The 22,625-nt window shown below is 70.1% G+C and carries 16 protein-coding genes; 7 read left to right on the top strand and 9 right to left on the bottom strand.

Annotated features, from left to right (window positions below; translation table 11 throughout):
- Nucleotides 1-11 precede the first annotated feature (11 nt).
- The 4 genes from iolD (at nucleotide 12) to LZ686_RS10790 (ending at nucleotide 4,479) form a co-directional block, all read left to right on the top strand.
- On the top strand, nucleotides 12-1,841 hold the full coding sequence (gene iolD, locus LZ686_RS10805; RefSeq protein ID WP_349547825.1) for a 3D-(3,5/4)-trihydroxycyclohexane-1,2-dione acylhydrolase (decyclizing): 1,830 nt from the start codon (nucleotides 12-14) through the stop codon (nucleotides 1,839-1,841).
- 10 nt (nucleotides 1,842-1,851) lie between these two features.
- On the top strand, nucleotides 1,852-2,775 hold the full coding sequence (iolE, locus tag LZ686_RS10800) for a myo-inosose-2 dehydratase (RefSeq protein WP_349547781.1): 924 nt from the start codon (nucleotides 1,852-1,854) through the stop codon (nucleotides 2,773-2,775).
- 85 nt (nucleotides 2,776-2,860) lie between these two features.
- Nucleotides 2,861-3,655 carry a 5-deoxy-glucuronate isomerase gene (iolB, locus tag LZ686_RS10795; protein ID WP_349547780.1) on the top strand — a complete coding sequence of 265 codons (795 nt, stop codon included), beginning with the start codon at nucleotides 2,861-2,863 and terminating at the stop codon, nucleotides 3,653-3,655.
- Complete coding sequence (locus LZ686_RS10790) at nucleotides 3,652-4,479, top strand: TIM barrel protein (protein ID WP_349547779.1); 828 nt, start codon at nucleotides 3,652-3,654, stop codon at nucleotides 4,477-4,479. Before iolB ends, LZ686_RS10790 begins: the two co-directional genes overlap by 4 nt.
- A 253-nt stretch (nucleotides 4,480-4,732) precedes the next feature.
- On the opposite strand, the gene LZ686_RS10785 is transcribed toward LZ686_RS10790, so the two are convergent.
- From LZ686_RS10785 to LZ686_RS10760, 6 genes are all read right to left on the bottom strand, one after another.
- Complete coding sequence (locus LZ686_RS10785; protein ID WP_349547778.1) at nucleotides 4,733-5,806, bottom strand: 2,3-butanediol dehydrogenase; 1,074 nt, start codon at nucleotides 5,804-5,806, stop codon at nucleotides 4,733-4,735.
- 24 nt (nucleotides 5,807-5,830) lie between these two features.
- Nucleotides 5,831-6,601, bottom strand: a complete 771-nt coding sequence (locus LZ686_RS10780) for an acetoin reductase (protein ID WP_349547777.1) — start codon at nucleotides 6,599-6,601, stop codon at nucleotides 5,831-5,833.
- Between the two features lie 52 nt (nucleotides 6,602-6,653).
- Nucleotides 6,654-8,453 (bottom strand): NAD(P)-binding domain-containing protein, encoded by a 1,800-nt coding sequence (locus tag LZ686_RS10775; protein ID WP_349547776.1) that lies wholly within the window; start codon nucleotides 8,451-8,453, stop codon nucleotides 6,654-6,656.
- Between the two features lie 140 nt (nucleotides 8,454-8,593).
- Entirely contained in the window at nucleotides 8,594-10,315 is a 1,722-nt protein-coding gene (locus tag LZ686_RS10770; RefSeq protein WP_349547775.1) for a sigma-54-dependent Fis family transcriptional regulator, read from the bottom strand.
- Between the two features lie 781 nt (nucleotides 10,316-11,096).
- A complete protein-coding gene (locus LZ686_RS10765) occupies nucleotides 11,097-12,314 on the bottom strand; it encodes a sensor histidine kinase (RefSeq protein WP_349547774.1) in 1,218 nt (405 codons plus the stop codon).
- Between the two features lie 175 nt (nucleotides 12,315-12,489).
- Nucleotides 12,490-13,371, bottom strand: coding sequence for a LysR family transcriptional regulator (locus tag LZ686_RS10760; protein WP_139597919.1), 882 nt, complete (start codon nucleotides 13,369-13,371; stop codon nucleotides 12,490-12,492).
- Between the two features lie 97 nt (nucleotides 13,372-13,468).
- Between LZ686_RS10760 and LZ686_RS10755 the strand changes: the two genes are divergently transcribed.
- The 3 genes from LZ686_RS10755 to LZ686_RS10745 all read left to right on the top strand — a co-directional run bounded on the left by LZ686_RS10755 (nucleotide 13,469) and on the right by LZ686_RS10745 (nucleotide 18,515).
- Nucleotides 13,469-15,001 (top strand): proton-conducting transporter transmembrane domain-containing protein, encoded by a 1,533-nt coding sequence (locus LZ686_RS10755; protein WP_349547773.1) that lies wholly within the window; start codon nucleotides 13,469-13,471, stop codon nucleotides 14,999-15,001.
- A gap of 54 nt (nucleotides 15,002-15,055) precedes the next feature.
- Nucleotides 15,056-17,392, top strand: a complete 2,337-nt coding sequence (locus LZ686_RS10750) for a YbcC family protein (RefSeq protein WP_502921999.1) — start codon at nucleotides 15,056-15,058, stop codon at nucleotides 17,390-17,392.
- A gap of 481 nt (nucleotides 17,393-17,873) precedes the next feature.
- Nucleotides 17,874-18,515, top strand: coding sequence for a hypothetical protein (locus LZ686_RS10745; RefSeq protein WP_349547771.1), 642 nt, complete (start codon nucleotides 17,874-17,876; stop codon nucleotides 18,513-18,515).
- A 29-nt stretch (nucleotides 18,516-18,544) separates the two neighbouring features.
- Here LZ686_RS10745 and LZ686_RS10740 read toward each other — a convergent pair whose 3' ends face one another.
- The 3 genes from LZ686_RS10740 to LZ686_RS10730 all read right to left on the bottom strand — a co-directional run bounded on the left by LZ686_RS10740 (nucleotide 18,545) and on the right by LZ686_RS10730 (nucleotide 22,532).
- Nucleotides 18,545-19,186: a response regulator gene (locus tag LZ686_RS10740; RefSeq protein WP_349547770.1), complete on the bottom strand. Its 642-nt coding sequence runs from the start codon at nucleotides 19,184-19,186 to the stop codon at nucleotides 18,545-18,547.
- Entirely contained in the window at nucleotides 19,183-20,550 is a 1,368-nt protein-coding gene (locus LZ686_RS10735) for a sensor histidine kinase (RefSeq protein ID WP_349547769.1), read from the bottom strand. The genes LZ686_RS10740 and LZ686_RS10735 overlap by 4 nt, the downstream gene beginning before the upstream one ends.
- Nucleotides 20,551-20,669: 119 nt before the next feature.
- Entirely contained in the window at nucleotides 20,670-22,532 is a 1,863-nt protein-coding gene (locus LZ686_RS10730; RefSeq protein WP_349547824.1) for a heavy metal translocating P-type ATPase, read from the bottom strand.
- Nucleotides 22,533-22,625: the final 93 nt, after the last annotated feature.

Below are 22,625 nucleotides of genomic sequence, written 5' to 3'. Positions count from 1 at the left end.
AGGGCGGGCGGATGCAGCAGACGGTTCGATTGACGGCGGCGCAGGCGTTGGTGCGCTGGCTTTCGGTGCAGATGACCGAGGACGGAGAGCGGTTCATCGACGGTGTCTGGGCGATCTTCGGGCATGGCAACGTGGCCGGCTTGGGTGAGGCGCTGCACGGGATCGGCGACGATCTTCCGACCTGGCGCGGCCAGAACGAACAGACCATGGCCCATGCCGCCATCGCCTTTGCCAAGGGCCATGCCCGCCGGCGGGCGCAGGCGGTGACGGCCTCGATCGGGCCGGGGGCCACGAACATGGTGACCGCTGCGGCCCTGGCGCATGTGAACCGCCTGCCGCTGCTGCTGATCCCGGGTGACGTCTATGCTTCGCGCCGCCCCGACCCGGTGCTGCAGCAGGTCGAGGATTTCGGCGACGGCACGATCAGCGCGAATGACTGCTTTCGCCCGGTCGTGCGCTATTTCGACCGCATCACCCGGCCCGAGCACCTGCTGACCGCCCTGCCCCGCGCGTTGCAGGTGATGACCGATCCGGTCGACTGCGGACCGGTCTGCCTGGCCTTCTGCCAGGACGTGCAGGCCGAGGCCCATGACTGGCCCGAGGCGTTCTTTGCGCCCCGCGTGTGGCGCATCCGGCGCCCCGCGCCCGACACGGCCGAGCTTGCCGATGCGGCGGCGATGATCCGGATAGCCAAGGCACCGGTGGTGATCTGCGGCGGGGGCGTGATCTATTCCGGCGCCGAGGATGCGCTGGACGCCTTTGCCACCCGGTTCAACATCCCGGTGGTCGAGACGCAGGCCGGCAAGTCGGCCCTGGCGCAGGATCATCCGATGAATTTCGGCGCCGCCGGGGTCGACGGTTCGGCCGCGGCGAATGCGGCCCTCCGCGCCGCGGACCTGGTCGTCGCGGTGGGCACTCGGCTGCAGGATTTCACCACGGGTTCGCGCACCCTGTTCCCGCAGGCGCGGCTGCTGGGGATCAACGTCGCGGCCCATGACGCGGCCAAGCAGGGCGGGGTCGGTCTGGTGGCCGATGCGCGCGTGGCGCTGCAGGCGCTGTCCGCCGAGCTGGGCGATCTGCGCTTTGATTCCGCCGATCCGCAGGCGCGTGCCGGCTGGCTGGCGGCGGTCGATGCCCATTGCAGCAGGCCGGCCGACGGGCTGCCGACCGACGCGCAGGTGATCGGCGCCGTGCAGGCGGCCGCGCCCGACGGCATCGCCATGTGCGCCGCCGGCACCATGCCCGGCGCGCTGAAGCTGCTGTGGCAGGCCAGCCGCCACGGGTATCACATGGAATACGGCTATTCCTGCATGGGCTACGAGATCGCCGGGGCGATGGGCCTCAAGCTGGCCCGCCCCGCACGCGAGGTGCTGTGTTTCGTCGGCGACGGCAGCTACATGATGGCCAACAGCGAGCTGGCCACGGCCGTCATGCGGCGCGTGCCCTTCACGGTGATCCTGACCGACAACCGCGGCTATGGCTGCATCAACCGCCTGCAGGCGCATACGGGCGGGGCGGCGTTCAACAACCTGTACGCCGATTGCCGGGTCGAGGCGCAGCCGCAGATCGACTATGTCGCACACGCGGCCAGCATGGGGGCCCATGCGGTCAGGGCGCGCGATCTGGCCGATCTGCAGGATCAGATCGCGGCGGCGCGCGGTCGCGACATTCCCACCGTCATCGTCATCGAGACCACCGCCCGGCCCGGCCCTGGCGACGGGCTGGAGGGCGCGGGCCAGTTCTGGGACGTGGCGGTCCCGGCGGTCGGGGGCACGGAGACGCTGAAACAGGCCTATGCGCGCTATCTGGAACAGATCGCACATCAGGCCACGATCAACTGAAGGCAGGACCATGATCCTCTATGGCACCAACCCCATTGCCTGGGCGAATGACGACGACACGTCCATCGGCGCCCATATCCCGACCGAGCAGATCCTTCGCCAGGCGGGCCCCGAGATCGGCTTTGACGGGATCGAGAACGGTCACCGCTGGCCGGACGATCCGCAGGCGCTGAAATCGCTGTTGGCGGAATACGGGCTGCGCTTCATCTCGGGGTGGTATTCGACCGAACTGCTGACCCGCAGCGTCGAGGCCGAGATCGCCGCCGTCCAGCCGCATCTGGCCAAGCTGAAGGCGAACGGCTGCCGCGTCTGCATCGTCTGCGAATGCTCGAACACGGTGCATGGACGCGCCGATGTCGCGGTGAACGACCGCCCCCGACTGAGTGCCGAGGAGATGGCGGCGTTCGGCGCACGGATCGAGGTTTTTGCCGCCTATTTGGCCGGCGAGGGCGTCACGCTGGCCTATCACCATCACATGGGCACCGTTGTCGAGAGCCCTGAGGAGATCGACGCCTTCATGGCCGCGACCGGTCCCGCGACGCACCTTTTGTTCGATGCCGGCCACTGCACCTTCGGCGGTGGCGACCCCGAGGCGGTGCTGCGCCGTCACGCCGCCCGCGTCGCGCATTTCCATGCCAAGAACATCCGCCGCCCGGTGACCGAGCGCGTGCGGGCGGAAGGGCTGTCCTTTCTGCAGGCGGTGATGGCGGGGGCCTTCACCGTGCCGGGCGACCCCGAGGGGGCGATCGACTTCGTGCCGTTGCTGCGCATCCTGGCCGAGGCGGATTACGATGGCTGGCTGGTGATCGAGGCGGAGCAGGACCCCGTCCAGCGCGACCCGCTGCACTATCAGGCGATGGGGCTGAGGGCGCTGCGGGCGGCAGCGGCGGAGGCCGGGCTGGACCGGGGCGACAGCGCCGCGGGGCGCGGCTGAGGGGGCCAGCCCCCATCCCGTTCCGGGATTCCCCCGGGGTTTTTGGACAAAGAAGAAGCGGATGCGGACGCAGAAGGAGGCAAAGATGGCGGACCTGTTGAGGCGGCCGTTCGGGACGCATGGCGAGGTGCATCGCATCACGCCGGAGAGCGCCGGGTGGCGCTATGTCGGCTTTGCCCTGCACCGTCTGCGTGCCGGAGAGCGCGTAGCGGAGGCGACGCAGGCGCGCGAGGTGATCGTGGTGATGGTCGAGGGCCGCGCGTCCGTTCGGGCTGCGGGGCAGGACTGGGGCGTCCTGGGCGACCGGATGGATGTCTTCGAGAGGACGCCGCCGCATTGCCTTTATGTCCCGAACGGACAGGACTGGGCGGCCGAGGCGGTGACCGACTGCATCATCGCGGTCTGTTCCGCGCCCGGTCATGGCGGACACGCGGCACGGCGGATCGGGCCGGACGGCATCACGCTGACGCAGCGGGGCGAGGGCAGCAACACCCGCTGGATCAACAACATCGCCATGGAGGCCGAGGACTGGTGCGACAGCCTGCTGGTCACCGAGGTCTTCACCCCCGCCGGCAACTGGTCGTCCTATCCCAGCCACCGTCACGACGAGGACGATTTCCCCCGCATCACCTATCTGGAGGAGACCTATTACCACCGCCTGAAGCCCGCCCAGGGCTGGGCGGTGCAGCGGGTCTATACCGACGACGGCAGCCTGGACGAGGTGATGGCGGTGCGCGACCATGACGTCGTCCTGGTCCCCCGCGGCCACCATCCCTGCGGCGCCCCCCACGGGTTCGAGCTGTATTACCTGAATGTCATGGCCGGGCCCCGCCGCAACTGGCGTTTCGTTCCTGCCCCCGAAATGGAGCAGGTCGGATGACCGCCCCCCGCAGCGTTGATCCGCGCCCCCGCCCCTTTCAGCTGGCTGCCTGTGCCGAGATGCTGTGGCCGGACCGGCCCATCGAATGGCGCGCCGCACGCCTGACAGAGATGGGGCTGGGCGTCGGTCTGTGGAACTGGGACAGCCATGACCTGGACAAGCTGGCCGGGGTCGGGGCGCGCTATACCATCATGAACGGCTATCTGCGCGGCCGTCTTGCGGATGCCGAAGGGGCGGCGATGCTGCTGGCATCGGCCGGGGAGGCGATAGAGGTCGGCAAGCGGCTTGGCGTGGCGCGGCTGAACCTGCACGGGACGGGCTTGGGCGATCACGGCATCCCCCTGTCCCGGCACGAGGTCGTCAGCGGCGCGATGTGGCTGCAGGCGCGCGACACGCTGAACCGCATCTGCGATCTGGCAGAACGGGAGGGCGTCGTCTTCACGCTGGAGAACCTGAACCAGCGCGACCATCCGGGCTGCCCGTTCGCATCGACGGGCGACGTGCTTGCGCTGGTCTCGTCCATCGACCGGCCCCAGCTGCGCATCAACGTAGACCTGTATCACACCCAGATCGGAGAGGGCGACCTGATCCGCTGGTGCGAACGCTGCCTGCCCTGGATCGGAGAGATCCAGGTCGCCGACAATCCGGGCCGCTTTGAACCCGGCACCGGAGAGATCGGCTTTGCCGCCATTGCGACCGCGCTGGTGCGGATGGGCTATGACGGGCCCGTCGGGATGGAGGCGTTCGCGCAAGGCGACAGCGACGCAGCCGTCGCGGCCTTTGTCAGCGCGTTCACGCCCGCACCCGCCGTATCCCTGGCCTGACGATCGTCGGGATCGAACCTGGTTGGGGACGCGCCGGCTTGCCCTTAGGCCGGCGGTCTGCACCTCCTCGTCTAGCGAAGCCAGCGGACCGTGACGTCCGATCCGATCGGCGTGATTAGCGGACTTGGGGCCACGCACAGGTCCTTGAGCGATAGCACGCCAATTCGCTTGGACAGCGCCCTGCCCTTGGCGCCGGTTGGCAAGGCCCGCAGGCGCGGGCCCCGTGGATGGACGACAGCGCGTCCGGGTCGGATCAGCGCGACAGGTCGATCAGGATCTTCAGCTGCGTGCCGGCCGGGTCCAGAAGCCGGTCGAACCCTTCGGTGATCGCCTCGTCCAGGCCGATCCGCCGTGTCACCACCTTGGCAGCGGGAAGCGCGCCGGACGCGATCATGCCCGCCACGCGCGGCCAGTAATGTGTGGGATAGGCCCAGCTGCCCCGCAGGTCGACATCCTTGAAGGTTACCGCGAACCAGTCCAGCGGGTTGTCATGCGGATGCAGGCCGGTCTGCACGACCACCCCCTGCTTGCGCACCGCGTCCAGGCAGGCCTTCAGTGCATGTTCGTTGCCCACGCATTCGATCGCAACGTCACAGCCCACGCCGCCCTCGGTCGCCGCGCGGACCGCGTCGCCGACCGACGCCTTGGTCGGGTTCAGCGTGACCACGTCGGGCAGCAGGTCGCGCACCAGCGCGAGCCGCGTCTCGTTCGGATCGGACACGAAAAGCCGCACGGCGCCCGCCGCCCGCGCGGCCATCAGCGTCAGCACACCGATGGGCCCCGCCCCCGTCACCAGAACGGAAGACCCGGCAAAGACCCCGCCCCGGTCGCAGGCATAGACCGCGACGGCCGCGGGCTCGATCAGGGCCACGGCCTCGTCGGACAGATCGTCGGGGATCCTGACGACGTTGTAGTCGTTCAGCAGCGCCCGTTCCGCCATGCCGCCCGAATGCCAGGACAGACCCGCCAGGGCCAGCTGGTCGGACAGGTGGAACAGCCCACGATCGGCATAGTAATCGCCCGACCGGGGCATGATCAGCGGCTGGACGGACACGCGGTCGCCGGGGGCCACGTGGGTGACGCCCGCACCCACGGCCTCGACCACGCCGCCGAATTCGTGGCCCAGGACCTGCGGGCCGTGGGCGCCGGTGAAGGCATGCGGCTCTTTAGGGACGAAGATCGGGCCATAGGCGTATTCGTGCAGGTCGGTGCCGCAGATGCCGCAGAAGGTGTTGCGGATCAGGACCTGACCCGCGGCGGGGTCGGCGGGGGCGTCGATCTCCTCGATGCGCAGGTCGCGGGCGGCGTGGAAACGCAGGGCTTTCATGGGATGCTCCGTTGAGAAAGGGGATCAGCGATAGACCAGGCCGCCATCCATGATGACGCATTGGCCGGTCATGTAGTCGCTGTCGGGGATGGCCAGATAGGATACCAGGCGGGCCACGTCCTCGGCGGTCTGCGACCGGCCCAGGGCGATGCCGCCCACGAAGGCGTCGAAGGTCTCGCCGACCTTGGCGCCGGTGACCTCGGCAAAGCGGGCGTCGATCTGGGTCCACATGTCGGTGCCCACGACGCCGGGGCAATAGGCGTTCACGGTGATGCCCTGGGCCGCGAACTCCTTGGCCGCCACCTGGGTCAGGGCACGGACCGCGAACTTGGTCCCGCAATAGGCGCCCAGCATGGCATAGCCCTCGTGCGCCGCGATGGAGGCGGCCGAGACGATCTTGCCCGTCCGCCCCTTGGCCTTGAACTGCGCGGCCGCGGCCTGGATGCCCCACAGGACGCCCTTGACGTTGACGGCGTGGATGCGGTCCATCTCGGCCTCGGTGATGTCGGCGATGGGCTGGACCTGCGCGATGCCCGCATTGTTGATCATCACGTCGAACCCGCCCAGATCGGCCTCGGTGCGGGCGACGGCGTCGATGACGGCGGCGCGGTCGGTGACATCCAGTCGGATCGTCGCCACGGGGCCGTCGATGGTGGCTGCGGCACGGTCCAGCGCGTCCTGGTCCAGATCGGCCAGCGCCACGGCCAACCCGTCGCGCGACAGGCGCTGTGCGATGGCCAGCCCGATCCCTCTGGCGGCGCCGGTGACCAGCGCCACCCTGTTGTCGGTGGTCATGATGTCTCTCCTTGGGAAAAGGCGGCCCGGCGAGGTGCCGGGCCGGCGCCGGTCAGGACAGGTGATGCACCGGCTGCAGCCCGTGGACGGGGGTCTCGATCCCCTCGGCCCGCGCCTTCAGCTGCAGCGCCAGGTACAGCGAGTAATGCCGCGACTGGTGCAGGTTGCCGCCATGGAACCACAGGCCGGGCTGCTGGGTCGGCTTCCACATGTTGCGCTGTTCGCCCTCCCACGGGCCGGGGTCCTTGGTGGTGCCCGATCCCAGGCCCCAGACCTTGCCCACCTTGTCGGCCACGTCCTGGCCGATCAGGTCCGCGGCCCATCCGTTCATCGACCCGTATCCGGTCGCATAGACGATCAGGTCGGCGGGCAGCTCCTCTCCGGTGTCCAGCAGGACGCCGTTCTCGGTGATCTCGACCAATTGGCCATGGGCCAGCTTGATCTTGCCATCGATGATCAGCTGGCTGGCGCCCACGTCGATGTAGTATCCCGATCCACGGCGCAGGTACTTCATGAACAGGCCGCTGTCATCGTCGCCGAAGTCCAGCTTGAACCCCGCCTTTTCCAGCCCCGCATAGAAATCGGCGTCGCGTTCGCGGATCTGGTTGTACAGCGGGATCTGCCACTGGTGCATGATCCTGTAGGGCAGCGAGGCAAAGATCAGGTCGGCCTTTTCGGTCGTCATGCCGCCCGCGACGGCCTCCTCGGAATAAAGCGCGCCCAGACCGATCTCCATCAGGCTGTCGGATTTCACGATATGGGTCGAGGATCGCTGGATCATCGTGACATCGGCGTCATGTTCCCAAAGCGCCGCGGCGATGTCATGGGCCGAATTGTTCGACCCCACGATCACGACCTTCTTGCCGGCATAGGCGTCGGGGCCGGGATGCTTGGATGAATGGTGCTGTTCGCCCTTGAAGCGGTCCATGCCGGGGAAGTTCGGGACGTTCGCCTTGCCCGACATGCCGGTGGCCAGGACCAGCTCCTTCGGGTGCAGGGTGACCTGCTCCCCGTCGCGGTCCACCACCACCGTCCATTCGCCCTTGGCCTCGTCGTAGCGGGCCGACTTGCAGGTGCTGCGGGTCCAGTAGTTCAGCTCCATCACCCGCGTGTACATCTCCAGCCAGTCGCCGATCTTGTCCTTGGGGGCAAAGACGGGCCAGGTGTCGGGGAACTTCAGATAGGGCAGATGGTCGTACCAGACCGGGTCGTGCAGGCACAGCGATTTATAGCGGCGCCGCCAGCTGTCGCCGGGCCGGTCGTTGGTGTCGATGATGATCGCGGGCACACCCAGATGCCGCAGCCGCGCACCAAGTGCGATGCCCCCCTGCCCGCCGCCGATGATCAGCGTGTGGGGCTGGCGCGAATATCCCAGCTCGGCCGCCTCGGCCTCACGCTCCTCGCGCCAGCTGGGGCGGTTCTTGCCGGCGCCGTGCTTGGCGCCCATCGGGCGGGACGGGCCCTTGGCCTCCTCATGGCCCTTCAGCTCCTGCAAGGCGGTCAGCAGCGTCCAGATGCGCCCGTCGCGCAGGCGGACCAGGCCATAGCCGCGCCCGACCTTGGTTTCGAAATTGAACCACGCGGTGACGACACCGTCGTCATCAGACACGGGTTCGGCCGGGTCCACCCGCCAGCCGGTCGGTGCGATGTGGCCCAGTTGCGCCCGCAGCATGTCGGCCACCTGGTCCGGCCCCTCCAGCGTGCGGATGTTCCAGGTAAAGCTGACCAGGTCGCGCCAGTGGCAATCGGTTGCGAACAGCGCCTTGGCGTGGTCGATGTCGCCCGACTCCAGCGCCTGGCCCAGATCGTCCAGCACCGCCTGCGCGCGCTGTTCGGCTGTGGTGTCCAGCATGATGGTTCCTCCCTCAAATCGGTCTCCCGAAGCGGAGGGTGCAGGCCGTTACCCGGTCGCGCACAGCAAAATCGACCGCCGCGGCGCGGCAATCGCATGCCGCGGCGCAACACCGTTGCACGCGCAACGCGCGCGCAACATCACCCCAGGGCGCGCAACCGGCGCAGGACCGTGGACCGGTTGACGCCCAGCCTGCGTGCCGCCAGCGCCATGTTCCCCCCGCAGGCCGCCAGCACCTGCTGCAGGTCATCCTTCGGCACCCCGGCGGGTGCCGCGGCCTCCAGCAGCGGCGGCGGCAGATCGTGGCTGTCGATCACCCGCCCCCCGGCCAGCAGGGCCGCGGCCTGAAGGGTGGACGCCAGCTCGCGCAGGTTGCCGGGCCAGCGCCGCGCCTTGAGGTCGGCCCGCGCCCGCGCCGACAGCCGCAGCCCGTCGGCGGATGCCGCGCGCAGCAGGCGGTCCAGCACCCAGTCCAGATCCTGGCGCAGATGCAGCGGCGGCAGGTCCAGCGCGGCCCCCGCGATGCGGAAGAACAGGTCCGCCCGGAACCGCCCGTCGCGCACGTGCTGCCCCAGATCGCAGCGCGTCGTGGCGATCACGCGCAGCTTGCACCCGGCCAGCGACCGCAGCAGCACCGCCTGCGCGGCCGTGTCCAGATCCTCGACCCCCTTTAGGAACAGCGTGCCCTGCCCGTCCGCGGGCAGCGGCGCCTGCCCCTGTCCGCACCCCGCGCAGTCGAAGACGTGAAAGGGCGCGGCATCCGTTCGGCACATGTGGATGGCGCGGGCCAGCCGCTCCTTGCCTGTGCCGGTCTCGCCGCGGATCAGCAGCGGCACCGCGCTGTCCGCCAGGCGCGCGGCACGTTCCAGCAGCGCCTGCATCGCGGGGTCGGGACCGGCAAGGCTGGACAGCCCGCCGGGCAGCAGCGGCTGGCTGCGCGGCTTGCGGGCGGCCTGGGGCGCAATGGCATGACCGAACAGCGCCCGGCCGTCGCGCAGGCGGATCACCCGATCCTCGGTCGGGCGGCCCCGCATCAGGTCGGGCAAGTCGTCCACCGACAGGTCGGTCACCTGGTCCAGCCGCTGGCCCAGCAGCGCGGTTCCCGGCGACAGCGCGGCCTGGGCCGCATGGGTCAGGCCGATGATCCGCCCCGCCCCGTCCAGCGCTATCGCGGCCTCGGGGTCCACCTCCAGGAACTCCGGGCTGGAGGACAGGCGCAGCACCCAATCGCTGCGCGTCATCGCCATCAGGTTCGCCATCTCGATCCGCCGGGCCGAGGTGCGCACCAGGTTCATCGCCAGGTTCTGGCTGGCCTTGGGCTGGGGCGACCGCAGCAGCGACACGTCCAGCACCGCCGCCAGCTGACCCGAGGTATCGAAGATCGGCGCCGCCGTGCAGGACAGCGGCGTGTGATGCAGGTCGAAATGGTCGCTTTGATGGATCGTCACCGCCTCTCCGGTATAAAGGCAGGCCCCGACGCCGCAGGTCCCGGCCAGATGCTCGGACCAGTCCGACCCCAGATACAGGCCCGCCGCGCGCAAATCGTCCTGGAACCGCGTGTCGCCGAAGAAGTCCACCGTCACGCCCTTGGCATCCGCCAGCAGCAGGACATAGTTCTGCCCCGCCACCTGCCGGAACAGCGCGCCCAGTCCCGACCGTGCGATGGCGATCAGGCGTTCGGACTGTTCGCGATGGCTGCGCAGCTCCGTCTCGGTGACGATATGCGCCGGAGAGGGCTTGGACGGGTCCAGGCCGTAACGCTCGATGCAGCGTCGCCAGCTGGCCTGCACGACGCTGTCGCGCCCGGTCGCCTGTCCCTGCAGCACGCGGTCGATCTCGTCGACATGGTCGATGTCGCGCATGGCCCTCCCTCGCCTTGCGGCAGCCCTCCCGATCAACGCACAGCAGGGCCGCGCTGTCCATACGACCTAAGACAGGCTCGCGACTGCCGCCGGACGATCCTGCCCTCGGCTGCGGTTGCGGTCGAACCGACTGCCTAACCTCCGACGGATGCATCTGTGTGGAATTTTAGTCCAATCAAGACCCTCGTGAGACAAGTCAAGTGTCCCTCCAGGCCCTGCCCGGCGTCCTGATCGAGACCGTCAATTTAACCGCAGCCATTACGCTGCTTCCGGCGTAGGCGGCCTCACGCTTCGTGATGGCGGTCACGGGGATCCCGGCGACGGCGACCCCGAACATCCTCGCCATCTTCAAGGATGCGATTATGGCCCAGTTGATCATCTGTGCGCTGCTGCTCGTGGACTGCTTCAAGGACACTGAACCGGCGATCCTGATCCTTACCCCATCCTACAGTTCACCGCACAGAAGGTCAGCCAAGACGCCTCGGACCTCAGCATAATCGTGATATTCAATTATGACATGTCCACGGCTATGACATGTCCACGGCCACCAAATCGGCCTGCTTGTCGAAGCCAGCGTGGTTTGCGTCTAGGGTGACACTGCCGTTCACGCACGTGTGCTGTCGCGTCTCCTGCCTTAACGGTGCTGGCGCTGGTCAACTATCTGCCTAGGTGCCCGTCTTCCAAAGCGACAATGGTGCTGCCGCCCCAACCCAGGACCTGACTGACCGATCACCCGCAGGGTGACCGATGACCGGCTGCACCAACTCGACCGCCAGCCTCCTTAGGCATCCTGCTGCGCGGCGAAGTCCAAGACATAGCACGTGCCCGGCTGCGCGTCCCGCCATTCGGACCGGCCGCGCAGCTGGCGCGCCATTCCCGCGATCAGCGTCATGCCCAGGCTGCTGGCCTCGGCCGCGTCGAAACCGGCCGGCAGGCCCCGGCCCCGGTCGCAGACCGTCAGCCGCAGCTGGCCCGGATCAATGACGCGGATGGTGACCTGAACGGACCCACCAGCCTTGGAATAGGCATATTTGAACGCGTTCGTCACCAGCTCGTTCGCCAGCAGGGCCAACGGGATCGCCTGGTCGGTCACCAGCTTGACCGGCGCAAAGTCGCATTCCAGGGACAGCCCCGGCCCGGCCGCCTCGCGCAGCTGAGTGCACAGCGCGCCCATGAACGGGGCAAGGTCGACCATGTGGACCTCGTTCGCGCGCCACAGCTGGTCGTGAACCTGCGCGATGGTCATGACGCGCCCCTGGGCGTCGTCCAGAACCCGCGCCAGCCCCGGGTCCGAGATCGCGTGACGCTGCATGCCAAGCAGGCCCGCGACCATCGCAAGGCTGTTCTTGACGCGGTGGCTGATCTCTCGGGTCAGGATCTCCTGATGGGTCAGGGCGTCCTGAAGCCGGGCTTCGCTGGCACGCAGCGCCTCCTCGACCCGGTGCCGTTCCAGCGCCACCCCGATCAGGTTGGCGAAACCCTGAAGGAAGGCCAGGTCGGCCGGGCTGAACCACCCCTCGTTCGGGCTGTCCACCTCCAGAACGCCGTACCGGTCGCCGTCGCCCTGGATCAGCACGTTGATCGCGCGCAGGATGCCGTGTTCCGCCAGCAGGCTGGGCGTGCGGAACCGCGTTTCCTTGGACAGGTGGTTCGAGATGACCGGCTCTCCGGTCTGGAAGGCATAGCCCGTCGGGCTTTCCGCGTCGGCACCGACGCGGGCATGCCCCACGACCCCGTCCCTCCAGCCGACGCCGGACTTGACCAGAAAGCGGCCCTCGGCAGGCAGGTATTCCATCACCTTGCAGAACTGGCTGTTCAGGCCAAGCGCGCAGACGCGCGACGCCTCCTGCAGCATGTCGGTCACGTCGCGGGCGCGCAGCGCGTATTCCCCGAAGGCGGCCGTCAGCTTCTGCTGGCGCAGGCGATAGGCCAACTCCTCGGCGACATCGCCGCATTTGGCAGGCGCGGCGGCCCGGGAGATCCGGTGGTCCTCGTCCATGGCGTTCCCTCTCTCTGTTCAGGCCCGATCTGCTGAACGGTCCGGCAGCGCATGCGGTGAACAGGGCGGTCATGCGGGCTGATGGCCCTGCCCCGCCGGTGCAACGCATCAAGGCATAACACCCTCCCGCCCAAATGGCTGCATCCGATCGTCCCCGGCCCGGTCGCTGGACGCCTCAGGACCCCGGTGCGTCCTGTCCGGTCAGGACCTCTGCCAGCAGCGGGTTGGGAAAGCGGCGCTGCAGCGTCACGGCATAGAACGTCTCGCTGATGCCTCCCAGCTGCGCGGCCTCGATCAAGGTGCCGGCCTGCAATTCGTCCCGCACGACGATGGGCGGGATCACGGCCAGACCGGCACCGTCGCGCGCCAGAAGACGCAGCATCGCCATGTCGTCCGCTTCGGCAGCGATCAGCGGCACGATGCCCGACCGGGCCATCAGCGCATCGAAATCGGCACGCAGGGCGGTTTCCGGCACCGGCAGGACCAGCGGTTCCGACCGCAGCAATTCGTCCGGCGACCGGCCGCTGCCCACCAGGCGGGGCAGTCCGATCAGGCCGACGGGCTGGTCGGCAAGCCGGTGCACCAGCCACAGGCTGGCCGCATCGCGCGCCGGGGCATGGTTCGTCAGCACCACGTCCAGCGACAGGCCCTCCAAGCCGCGCAGCAGCTCGGCCTGCATCCCCGACCGCAGCACCACCTCGACATCCGGGCGCCCGATCAGCGGGCGCAGGAACTGCATCTGGAAATTCCGCGACAGCGTCGCAAGCGCCCCGATCCGCAGCGCGCGGCGCCCGCGCCCCGTCTCGCGCAGGGTGGCGGACAGGTCGTCCGCGGTCCGAAAGATCGCCTCGGCATGATCCAGCGCGATGCGGCCGGCCTCGGTCAGGACCAAGCCGCGGCCGCGCCGTTCGAACAGGTCGTGGCCCAGGGCCGCCTCCAGCACGCGCACCTGCGATGACAGGGCGGATTGCGACAGGTTCAGCCGCCGCGCGGCGCCCGTCAGCGTGCCGTCCAGCGCGACGGCCCGGAACAAGCGCAGGTGATGAAGGTTCAGCATCGTTCGACCTGACAGAACGTTTCAGCGCAGAATATGTAATTTTCAGAAGCATGGCCAGAGGCTATCCGACAGGGACCCTTCCATCGGAGCCCGCGCCATGATCCTGCCGCTGACATTCTTCGGACCCCTCCTGCTTGTTGCCGCCGCGGTGCCGACCCGCGCCCGATCCGTTCCGCGCCTGGCCGAGGCCGCGGGCCTTGCCGCCCTGGCGCTGGCGCTGATCGGCACGGTGCAGCTTCTGCTGACCGGGCCGCAATCGCTGACGCTGGCGCCGGGCATCCGCCTTGGGCTGGACGCGGTCGGTGCGACAATTTCCGTGCTGGTCGCCTTCGTGGGCTGGATCGTCCTGCGCTATTGCCGCAGCTATCTGGTGGGCGAGGCACGCGCCGCACGGGCTCAGGGCGGCATCCTGGTGGCGCTGGCCGCGGTGCTTGTCCTGGCGCTGGCGGGCGATCTGATCCTGATCGCGCTGTGCCTTGGCGTCATCGGCATCGCGATGCGCGACCTGCTGCTGTTCTATCCGGACCGTCCGGCCGCACGCCGCGCCGCGGCCAAGTTCACCTGGGTGTGGTGCGCGGGCGATGCGATGCTGGTCGTGGGGGTGGTCCTGACCTGGGTGGCGTTCGGCACGACCGATCTGGCATCGATCAATGCGGCCGCGACGGCCGGCCCGCTGCCCCTGGCCGCGAAGGGCGCGGTGGCCGCCCTGGTCCTGGTCGCGCTGCTCAAGACGGCGGCCTTTCCCGTGCAGGGCTGGCTGACCGAGGTGATGGAGGCGCCGACCCCCGTCTCGGCGCTGCTGCACGCGGGGATCATCAACGCGGGTGGTCTGCTGCTGATCCGCACCGCCGATCTGGTGCAGGCGGTCCCCGGCGCCATGGCGGCGCTGGTCCTGCTGGGCGGCCTGTCGGCGCTGTTGGGCGCGATGGTCATGCTGACGCAAAGCGCGGTCAAGACGGCGCTGGCCTGGTCCACCGTCGCCCAGATGGGGTTCCTGCTGCTGCAATGCGGGCTGGGCCTGTGGACGCTGGCGCTGCTGCATGTCGTGGCCCATTCGCTGTACAAGGCCCATGCCTTCCTGGCGGCGGGACAGGCGGTCCGGGCGGTGGCTGCGGCCCGGCGGCCCGGCCCGGTCGCGGTGCCCGGCGCGGGTGCGGTGGCACGCGCCTTCGGGATGGCGCTGGTCCTCTACGCGGTCGTCGCGCTGGTCTTCTGGGCGATCGGCGGGACCAAGTCGGCGCAGGCGCTGGCCCTTGGGGCGATCCTGATCTTCGGCACGGCCTATCTGGTGGCCCAGGGCCTGGCCGATGCCGCACCCCGCGCGCTGACGCAGCGCACGGCGGTGGCCTCGCTTGCGACGGCCACGGGATATTTCGGCTTTCACCTGCTGGCGGACAGGCTGTGGGGGTCGTCGCTGCCGCTGCCGCCGGTCCCCGGCGCGCTGGAATGGGCGCTGATCGCGCTGGTGCTGGTCTCGTTCGGGCTGATCGCGGTCGCACAGGCCCTGTTTCCGCTGTGGATGCATCATCCGGCGACGGCCGCCCTGCGCGTCCACCTGGCCAACGGGCTGTACATCAACGCCCTCTTCGACCGGATGATCGGCGGTTTCCGCATCGCCCGGCCCCACTGATCCCCGACATCGTCCCCTGCGGAGGCTTTCATGTTCCTTGACCGTTCCAACCTGATGACCGATCACGCCGCCGGCCTGCTGGGCGCCGCGACGGCCGCCGCGGCCGCGATCCCGCCGGCCTTTCCCCTGGCGGCAACCGTGGCCGTCAGCCCGTTCCTGGGCCAGACCGACGACGACCTGCCCCGAGCCGCCGCCCGGCTGACCCGCGTCGCGGGCCTGTCGCCGATCCGTCCGCGCGAAGACATTCGCGCCCTCGTCGGAGCCGGTCGCATCAGCGACGATGACCTGGCGGCGGCGCTGATCGCCTGCACCTCGCCGCTGAAGCCGGTGGATCTGGCCACGCTGAAGCTGCGCTTGAACGCGCCGGCCCCCGCGCCCAGGGCGCTGCCGACGCTGGCCGATCTGGCCGCACGCCGCCACGGCATCGACTGGCCCCAGATCATCGCCCGCAGCATCGGGCTGTGGGCCGCGGGCCGGTTCGATCAGGGGCAGGCGCTGTGGACGCCTGCCCCCGGCCTGGGCGCCTTTGCGGCGTGGCGGGAATGGGCGGTCAACGACCTGACCCCCGAAATCGCCGGATTGCGGGGGTTCTGCGCGCATGTCGCCGCCGCGCCCGACACGCCCGACCGGGCCATCCTGCGCGCCGCGGCCAGCCTGGGCCTGACGCCCGATGCCGCCCCGACGGCGTTTCACCGGCTGCTGGTCGATCTGGGGGGCTGGGCGCAGCATGCGCGCTGGCTGTCCTGGCAGGCCGAACAGGCGGGCGGCACCGACACCACGCTGACCGACCTGCTGGCGATCCGCCTGATCTGGGAAGAGGCGCTGCTGGCCCATGCCCCCGACCTGGCCGAGGGCTGGGCAGGCATCGTCCGGGACCATGCCCGGCCCCTGGAGCCGTCGCCCGACCAGGTGGTCGACGCGATCCTGCAGGAGGCATCCGAACGCGCCTATCAGCGCGGGCTGATCGCGCAATTGTCCGCACCGCGCCCGGCTGCCGCACGTCCGGCGCTGCAGGCGGTGTTCTGCATCGACGTGCGGTCCGAGGTGTTCCGGCGCGCGCTGGAACGGGTCGCCCCCGATGCCGAAACCTTGGGCTTTGCCGGGTTTTTCGGCCTGCCGCTGGCCTATCGCCCGCAGGGCAGCGACCTGGCCGAGGCGCATCTGCCCGTGCTGCTGGCCCCGTCGCTGTCGGCCCGCGACCGCACCACCGACGACGCCGAGGCGCATGCCCGCATCGTGGCCCGCACCGCCCGGGCCTGGGGCCGGTTCCGGCAGGCGGCCGTGTCCTCCTTTGCCTTCGTCGAGGCAGCCGGCCCGCTATACGGGGTCAAGCTGTTGCAGGGCGCGCTTGGCCGGGCCAGGATGCCAACCGCCACCGCGACACCGCACCTGTCCGCGCCGATGGACCCCGCCGAAAAGGGGGCAATCGCGGCCGGCGTGCTGCGCGCGATGGGGTTGGTGGGGGGGCAGGCGCGGGTCGTCCTGCTGGTCGGGCATGGTGCGTCGGTGACGAACAATCCCCATGAAAGCGCCTATCACTGCGGCGCCTGCGGCGGGCGCAGTGGAGAGGTCTCGGCCCGTGTGCTGGCGGGTCTGCTGAACGATCCCGACACCCGTGCCGCCCTGCCCGCCCACGGCATCGCGCTGCCCGACGACACGCTGTTCGTGGCCGCCCTGCACGACACAACGACCGACCGCGTGACGCTTTTTGCCGACGACGCCCCGGCCGGCCACGCGCCAGACCTGGCCCGCACGACGGACTGGCTGGCCGCCGCAGGCGCCCTGACCCGGGCCGAGCGGGCAGAGCGCCTGCCCGGCGCGACGCCCGCGACCATCGCCGCCCGCGCGACCGATTGGGCCGAGACGCGCCCCGAATGGGGGCTTGCTGGCTGCGCGGCCTTCATCGCCGCACCGCGCGCCACCACGCGCGGCCTGGACCTTGGCGGGCGCGTCTTCCTGCACAGCTATGACCGGGCGCTGGACCCCGACTTCAGGGTACTGGAGCTGGTCCTGACGGCCCCGGTCGTCGTCGCCAGCTGGATCAGCCTGCAATATTACGGCTCGACCGTGGCGGCCCCGCTGTTCGGCGGCGGCAACAAGCTGATCCACAACGTGACCGGCGGCATCGGCGTCGTCGAGGGCAATGGCGGGCGGCTGCGCGCGGGTCTGCCATGGCAGGCGGTCCATGACGGCACCCGCCCCGCGCACGATCCCCTGCGGCTGACTGTGATGCTGGATGCGCCGACATCGGCCGTCGATGCGGTCCTGTCCCGCCATCCGCAGGTCGCCGCGCTGTTCGACAACGGCTGGCTGCATCTTCTGACGCTGGACGCCGGGCGCATCGACGCGCGCTATCACCCCCGGAACGGTTGGCGCAGGGAGGGCGCATGACGGTCCCCTCGGCCGCGGACGGAAACCAGCGCGGCGCGTAACGCTGTTCCCCCCGGCCGCAGCGATGATCACCGCGGTCAGCGTGCCGCACCGGCGATGGCGGACGTTCCACGTTCGATCCATGGACTACGGGCCGCCGTTTGATCATGCAGCGGCCTGTCCTGCCCTGTTGCCATCAGCTTCGGTGCGCATTGCCGGTGGCGGGAATGATCGGCGCGCGAATGACCCTTTCGGGCGTCAGTTCAAAAAGACTCAGCGACGCACCATCGGGTCGAGTGCAGGTCTGCGCTCCGGTTCGTCCGACAGCCCGTGCCGCTACGCGCGGGCGGACGGCGGCCGCGGGGGACAAGGGTCGGGGCATTCCGACGGACCTTTGCGTTTCCCTGTACCGGACCTTGGTACGATCCGCAGGGATCGCGGATATGGTTTCATGCAGGGGTGTTCAACGGCCGCAAGACGGCCCCCGTTGCGGAGAGATACGATGATCCCCACCATTCACATGACGAACCGCCCCTTTCGGATGCGGCTGGCGGTGCTGCTGCTGGCGGGCGCGGCGATTGCCGCCCCCGTATCAGTCCGGCTGGACCCGGATGCGGGCCTGCGGCTGACATCCGCGATGGCCTTCGCCAAGGACGGCAACCGGGGCGGTGACGACAGTGGCGGGCGCGGTGGCGATGATCGCGGCGGTGACGACCACGGTGGTCGCGGTGGTGACGATCACGGTGGTCGCGGCGGCGACGACCATGGCGGGCGCGGGGGCGACGATCGCGGCGGCGATGACCACGGTGGGCGCGGCGGCGATGATCGTGGGGGTGACGACCACGGCGGCCGGGGGCGGGGTCGCGATGACGGGCATTCGGACGATCACGGCGGGCATGGCCGTGGCCGCGACGACCGTCCGTCAGGCACGCCGGGTGGCGGCACGGTCGGCGGGGGTGCCGCGGGGTCGCGCCCGACCGAGATCGAACGATCTGCCCGCGGGATCGAGGTCTCCTATGCCGACGGCTGGCGCGAGGAGCTGGAGAACGGGCGATACGAGCTGAAGGACGCCCAGGGCCGCACCGTCGTCGAACGGCGCGCCACGACCGAGGACATGCAGCGTCTGTCCGAGTTCAGCCGCTGATCCCGGCCACCCCACCGAATGGCGCAACGCTAGCCGTTGCGCCATTCCTTTTGCGCCAGAAGCGCGGCCTCGGTCCGGTTGCGCAGGTGCAGCTTCTGCAGGATCTGCGTCATGTGGTGTTTGACCGTGCGTTCCTGCACGTCGGTGCGCCGCGCGATCTCCTTGTTGGACAGGCCTTCGGACACCAGCCGCAGGACCTCCTCCTCTCGCGGGGTCAGCAGGTCCAGGCCATCGCGGGACGAGGGCACGGGGCTGCGCATCCGCGCCAGCATCCGCGCCGCCAGCGACGGGGCGACGTGGCTTTCGCCCTGCATCAACCGTTCCAGCGTGGCGACCAGTTCGGCCCCGCCGATGCCCTTCAGCAGATAGCCCCGCGCGCCCCCCTCCAGGGCGGCAAAGACCGCGTCGCCGTCCTCGGACACGGTCAGCAAGACCATCACCGGCGCGGGCTGCAGCAGGGCGATGCGTTCCAGCGCCCAAAGCCCGCCCTGCGGCATCGACAGGTCCAGCAGCACCAGGTCCGGCGCATGGCTGCGCGCCGCCTCGACCGCCTCGGCGCCCGAGGCGGCGGTGGCCACGACGGCAAAGCGGCCGCTTTCCTGCAGCGTGCGCGCGACGCCTTCGCGGAACAGCGGATGATCGTCCGCCACCACAACCCGATGCCCGCTCATGTCTCGACCTCCATCCACAATTCCGTGCGCCCGGAGCGCCGCTCCAGTCCAAAGCGGCCGCCAAGCGATTCGACCCTGTCGCGCAATCCCTGCAGGCCCAATCCCGGCGCGTGGTCCGCGGCAGGACCCGCACCCGCATCCGCAACCGTCAGGCGCAGCATCCCCGCCCCGCCCTGCAGGCGCACCGCGACATCCGCGCCGCCGGCATGGCGGGCGGCGTTGTTCAGCCCCTCCTGGACAAAGCGATAAAGGCAGATGCGCAGGCCCGGCGTCAGGGGCGGCGCGTCGTCCGTCTCAAGCTGCACCGCGACCGGGGCCGGAACGCGCGCCTGATGCGCCTCGACCGCCAAGCGCACGATCGCCTCGGCGGGTAGATGCGCCAGTTCCGGCAGGACCAGGCCCTTGGAGATCTGGCGGATCTCGGCCATCGCGCGGTCCAGCGCCTGCTGGATCGCGGCCATCTCGTCCGGCGCCGGGGTGGGGGTGCGCGCAAGCGCGTCCAGCCGCAACCGGGCATAGGCCAGGTCCTGAGCCGGCCCGTCATGCAGATCGGCGCCGATCCGGCGCAGGCCGCCCTCGGTCGTGGCGGCGGCACGCCCGGCGGCCTCTTGGACCTGCAGGCGCAGCAGGTCGTTGCGCTCGGACAGGCGGCGCATGTCGGCCAGCCGGCGGTCCAGGTCGCGGCGCTGGCGGTCGATGGTCCGGCTGCCCTGGCGCACGATTGCATAAAGCACCAGCCCCAGGGACAGCCCGCCCCCGCCCACGCCCGCAAGCGCCGTCAGACGCGCGGCCTGCAGGTCCGCCTTGAGCGCGGGATCGGCGACGTAAAGTTCGGCGACCGCGATGATCTCTCCGGTCCAGTCGGCGCGGATGGGGCTGTAGATCTCCAGCAGCGGCATCCCGAGCGCGTGTTCGGCGCGGTCCTCCTCCTCGGCGTCATCCTCGAAGATGGCGGCGATGCGTCCCGCCCAGGCCTGGGACAGCTCCTCGGACAGGGGAAACGTGCGGCCGATCAGGTCGGGGTCGGATGCCGCGATGATCACCCCGCCCTGCGTCCAGACCTTGTAGGACAGGATGCGGCCGCCCATCTCGGTCGCCGGCAGAACCTCGGACAGGGCGCGTCGCATGGCGGGGGACGGGGCGGTTCCGGCGACGTGATACTCGACCAGCGGGTGCAGGAAACTGTCCATGTAAAGCGCCGCCGCCGTCGCCGTATTGCGGACCACCACCTGCCGGATCCGGTCCGTCAGAAGCCACGCGGCCAGCGCCATGAACACCGCCAGGACCAGCCCGCCCACGACGGCAAAGCGCGTGGCCAGGCTGGCCTTGGTCCAGAATGCAGGGGTCGCGTCGCGAATGGTCATGCCGGACCATCGCCGGTTTGCCGCGCCGTGACTACTGGACGCAGGTACAGGTCGGATGGCGGAGCGGCATCGGATCGTCGGGCATGGCAGGACGGCAACACCCGTGGTCCGCAACCCCGTCAGGCCGCCACCTTCGACGCCGGGTCACCCTGTCCCGGCACGATCCGCAGGGCGCGCAGGGCGTTCAGGATCACGGCCACGTCGATCACCTCCTGCAGGATCGCGCCTTGCACCGGTGACAGATGGCCCAAGGCGGCAGCGGCCATGCCCAGGCCCGACAGCCCGATCCCCGCCACGACGCTTTGCAGCGCGATGCGGCGCGCGCGTTGCGCGATCTCGATGCCGGGCAGCAGCGGATCCAGCCGATCGACCAGCAGGACGACATCCGCCGCCTCCGCCGAGGCGGCGGCCCCGCGTGCGCCCATCGCCACGCCGATATCGGCGGCGGCCAGCGCGGGCGCGTCGTTCACCCCATCGCCCACCATCATCACCGGGCCCGATCCGCGTGCGGACAGCACCAGCCGGACCTTGTCGTCCGGGCTTAGCCCGGCCTGCACATCGTCCAGTCCAAGCCCGCGCGTGACCGCCATCGCGACCGCGCGTCGGTCGCCCGTGGCCAGCAGGATGCGCCCGATCCCGCGGCGGCGCAGCCCGGCCAGCAACGCGGGCATGCCCGGCCGCAACGCGTCCGCCAGGACCAGGTGCCCCGCCAGGACGCCATCGACGCCCAGGGACACGACCACCGCGCCTTCCTCGCGCAGGGGCGCGTTCGTGGGCGCAAGGCCCAGCTGCGCCAAGACGAAATCGGTGCCGCCCACGACGACCGCATGACCGTCCACGATGCCCGCCACGCCTTCGCCCGGGGTTTCCACCACCGCCGCAGGCACCGGCAACGGTGCCCCCGCCGCGGCCGCGACGATGGCCCGCGCGATCGGATGGCCCGAGGCCTGGTCCAGCGCCGCGGCAAGGCGGATCATCTGGTCGGGCGACAGGTTGCCCGTCGGCTGCACAGACACGATCCGGGGGCGCCCCTGGGTCAGGGTGCCGGTCTTGTCCAGGATCAGCGTGCGGATGCCGGCCAGCGCCTCCAGCGGCTTTGCGCCCTTGATCAGCACGCCGAAATGCGCCGCCCGCGACAGCCCCGCGACCAGGGCCACCGGCACGGCCAGGATCAGTGGACAGGGCGTTGCCACGACCAGGACCGCCACCGCCCGGATCGGATCGCCCGTGACCCACCACGCGGCGGTCGCCAAGGTCACCGTGACCGCCAGGAACAGCATCGCGTATCGGTCGGCCAGACGCGCCATCGGCGCCTTGGACGCCTGCGCGGTCTCCACCAGGCGGACGATGCCGGCATAGGTGCTGTCGGCGGCGCGACGGGTGGCGCGGAGGTCGAACGCATCGCCCAGATTGGTCGACCCGCTCATCACCTCCTGGCCCTGCGTCCGGCGCAGGGGCATGGATTCGCCGGTCAGCGCCGACTGGTCCAGCAGCGCGCCCGGACCCGCCACCGTCCCGTCCACCGGGGCGACCGCGCCCTGCCGGATCAGCAACAGGTCGCCGGGCCCGATTCGATCCAGCGCGACCTCGACCAGGCTGTCGCCCCGATGCAGGGTGGCCGTACGGGGGACGCGGGACAGCAGGTCGGTCATCTCGCGCCGGGCGCGGCCTGCGGCAAAACCCTCAAGGAACGTGCCGCCGGAATACATCAGCGCGACCACCGCGGCCGCCAGCGTCTCTCCGAAGATCAGCGCGGCGGACATGGACAGCGCGGCCACGATGTCCAGCCCGACCTCTCGGCGCGCCAGGCTGTGCAGGATCTGGGCCAGCAGGGCCGCCAGAACGGGGATCACCCCCGCGCCGAAGGCAAGCGCCGCCGCATCGGGCCGCCCCGCCGCCAGCAGGCCTAGCCCGGACAGCAGGCCCAGCACCGCAACCGCCAGCAGGGCGACGTCGGCGCGGTCCGCAAGCATGGCCTTCATCATCGACACGCCCCGTTGATCGCGCCCCTGCCCCGGATGCTACGCCTGAACGCGGCCCCGTCAAAGCGTTCGCGCAGGCAACGCCTGCCCGCC

It is taken from the genome of Paracoccus sp. NFXS7 (assembly GCF_040148865.1).
Taxonomy (GTDB): Bacteria; Pseudomonadota; Alphaproteobacteria; order Rhodobacterales; family Rhodobacteraceae; genus Paracoccus; species Paracoccus marcusii.
The sequence above is the reverse complement of the archived record's forward strand: the minus strand, read 5'-3'. Positions and strand labels throughout refer to the sequence as shown.

Bases quoted from the DNA above. Each gene is read 5' to 3' on its own strand.
- iolD (WP_349547825.1), top strand. From the start codon at position 12: ATGCAGCAGACGGTTCGATTGACGGCGGCGCAGGCGTTGGTGCGCTGG.
- iolE (WP_349547781.1), top strand. From the start codon at position 1,852: ATGATCCTCTATGGCACCAACCCCATTGCCTGGGCGAATGACGACGAC.
- iolB (WP_349547780.1), top strand. From the start codon at position 2,861: ATGGCGGACCTGTTGAGGCGGCCGTTCGGGACGCATGGCGAGGTGCAT.
- LZ686_RS10790 (WP_349547779.1), top strand. From the start codon at position 3,652: ATGACCGCCCCCCGCAGCGTTGATCCGCGCCCCCGCCCCTTTCAGCTG.
- LZ686_RS10785 (WP_349547778.1), bottom strand. From the start codon at position 5,806: ATGAAAGCCCTGCGTTTCCACGCCGCCCGCGACCTGCGCATCGAGGAG.
- LZ686_RS10780 (WP_349547777.1), bottom strand. From the start codon at position 6,601: ATGACCACCGACAACAGGGTGGCGCTGGTCACCGGCGCCGCCAGAGGG.
- LZ686_RS10775 (WP_349547776.1), bottom strand. From the start codon at position 8,453: ATGCTGGACACCACAGCCGAACAGCGCGCGCAGGCGGTGCTGGACGAT.
- LZ686_RS10770 (WP_349547775.1), bottom strand. From the start codon at position 10,315: ATGCGCGACATCGACCATGTCGACGAGATCGACCGCGTGCTGCAGGGA.
- LZ686_RS10765 (WP_349547774.1), bottom strand. From the start codon at position 12,314: ATGGACGAGGACCACCGGATCTCCCGGGCCGCCGCGCCTGCCAAATGC.
- LZ686_RS10760 (WP_139597919.1), bottom strand. From the start codon at position 13,371: ATGCTGAACCTTCATCACCTGCGCTTGTTCCGGGCCGTCGCGCTGGAC.
- LZ686_RS10755 (WP_349547773.1), top strand. From the start codon at position 13,469: ATGATCCTGCCGCTGACATTCTTCGGACCCCTCCTGCTTGTTGCCGCC.
- LZ686_RS10750 (WP_502921999.1), top strand. From the start codon at position 15,056: ATGACCGATCACGCCGCCGGCCTGCTGGGCGCCGCGACGGCCGCCGCG.
- LZ686_RS10745 (WP_349547771.1), top strand. From the start codon at position 17,874: ATGATCCCCACCATTCACATGACGAACCGCCCCTTTCGGATGCGGCTG.
- LZ686_RS10740 (WP_349547770.1), bottom strand. From the start codon at position 19,186: ATGAGCGGGCATCGGGTTGTGGTGGCGGACGATCATCCGCTGTTCCGC.
- LZ686_RS10735 (WP_349547769.1), bottom strand. From the start codon at position 20,550: ATGACCATTCGCGACGCGACCCCTGCATTCTGGACCAAGGCCAGCCTG.
- LZ686_RS10730 (WP_349547824.1), bottom strand. From the start codon at position 22,532: ATGAAGGCCATGCTTGCGGACCGCGCCGACGTCGCCCTGCTGGCGGTT.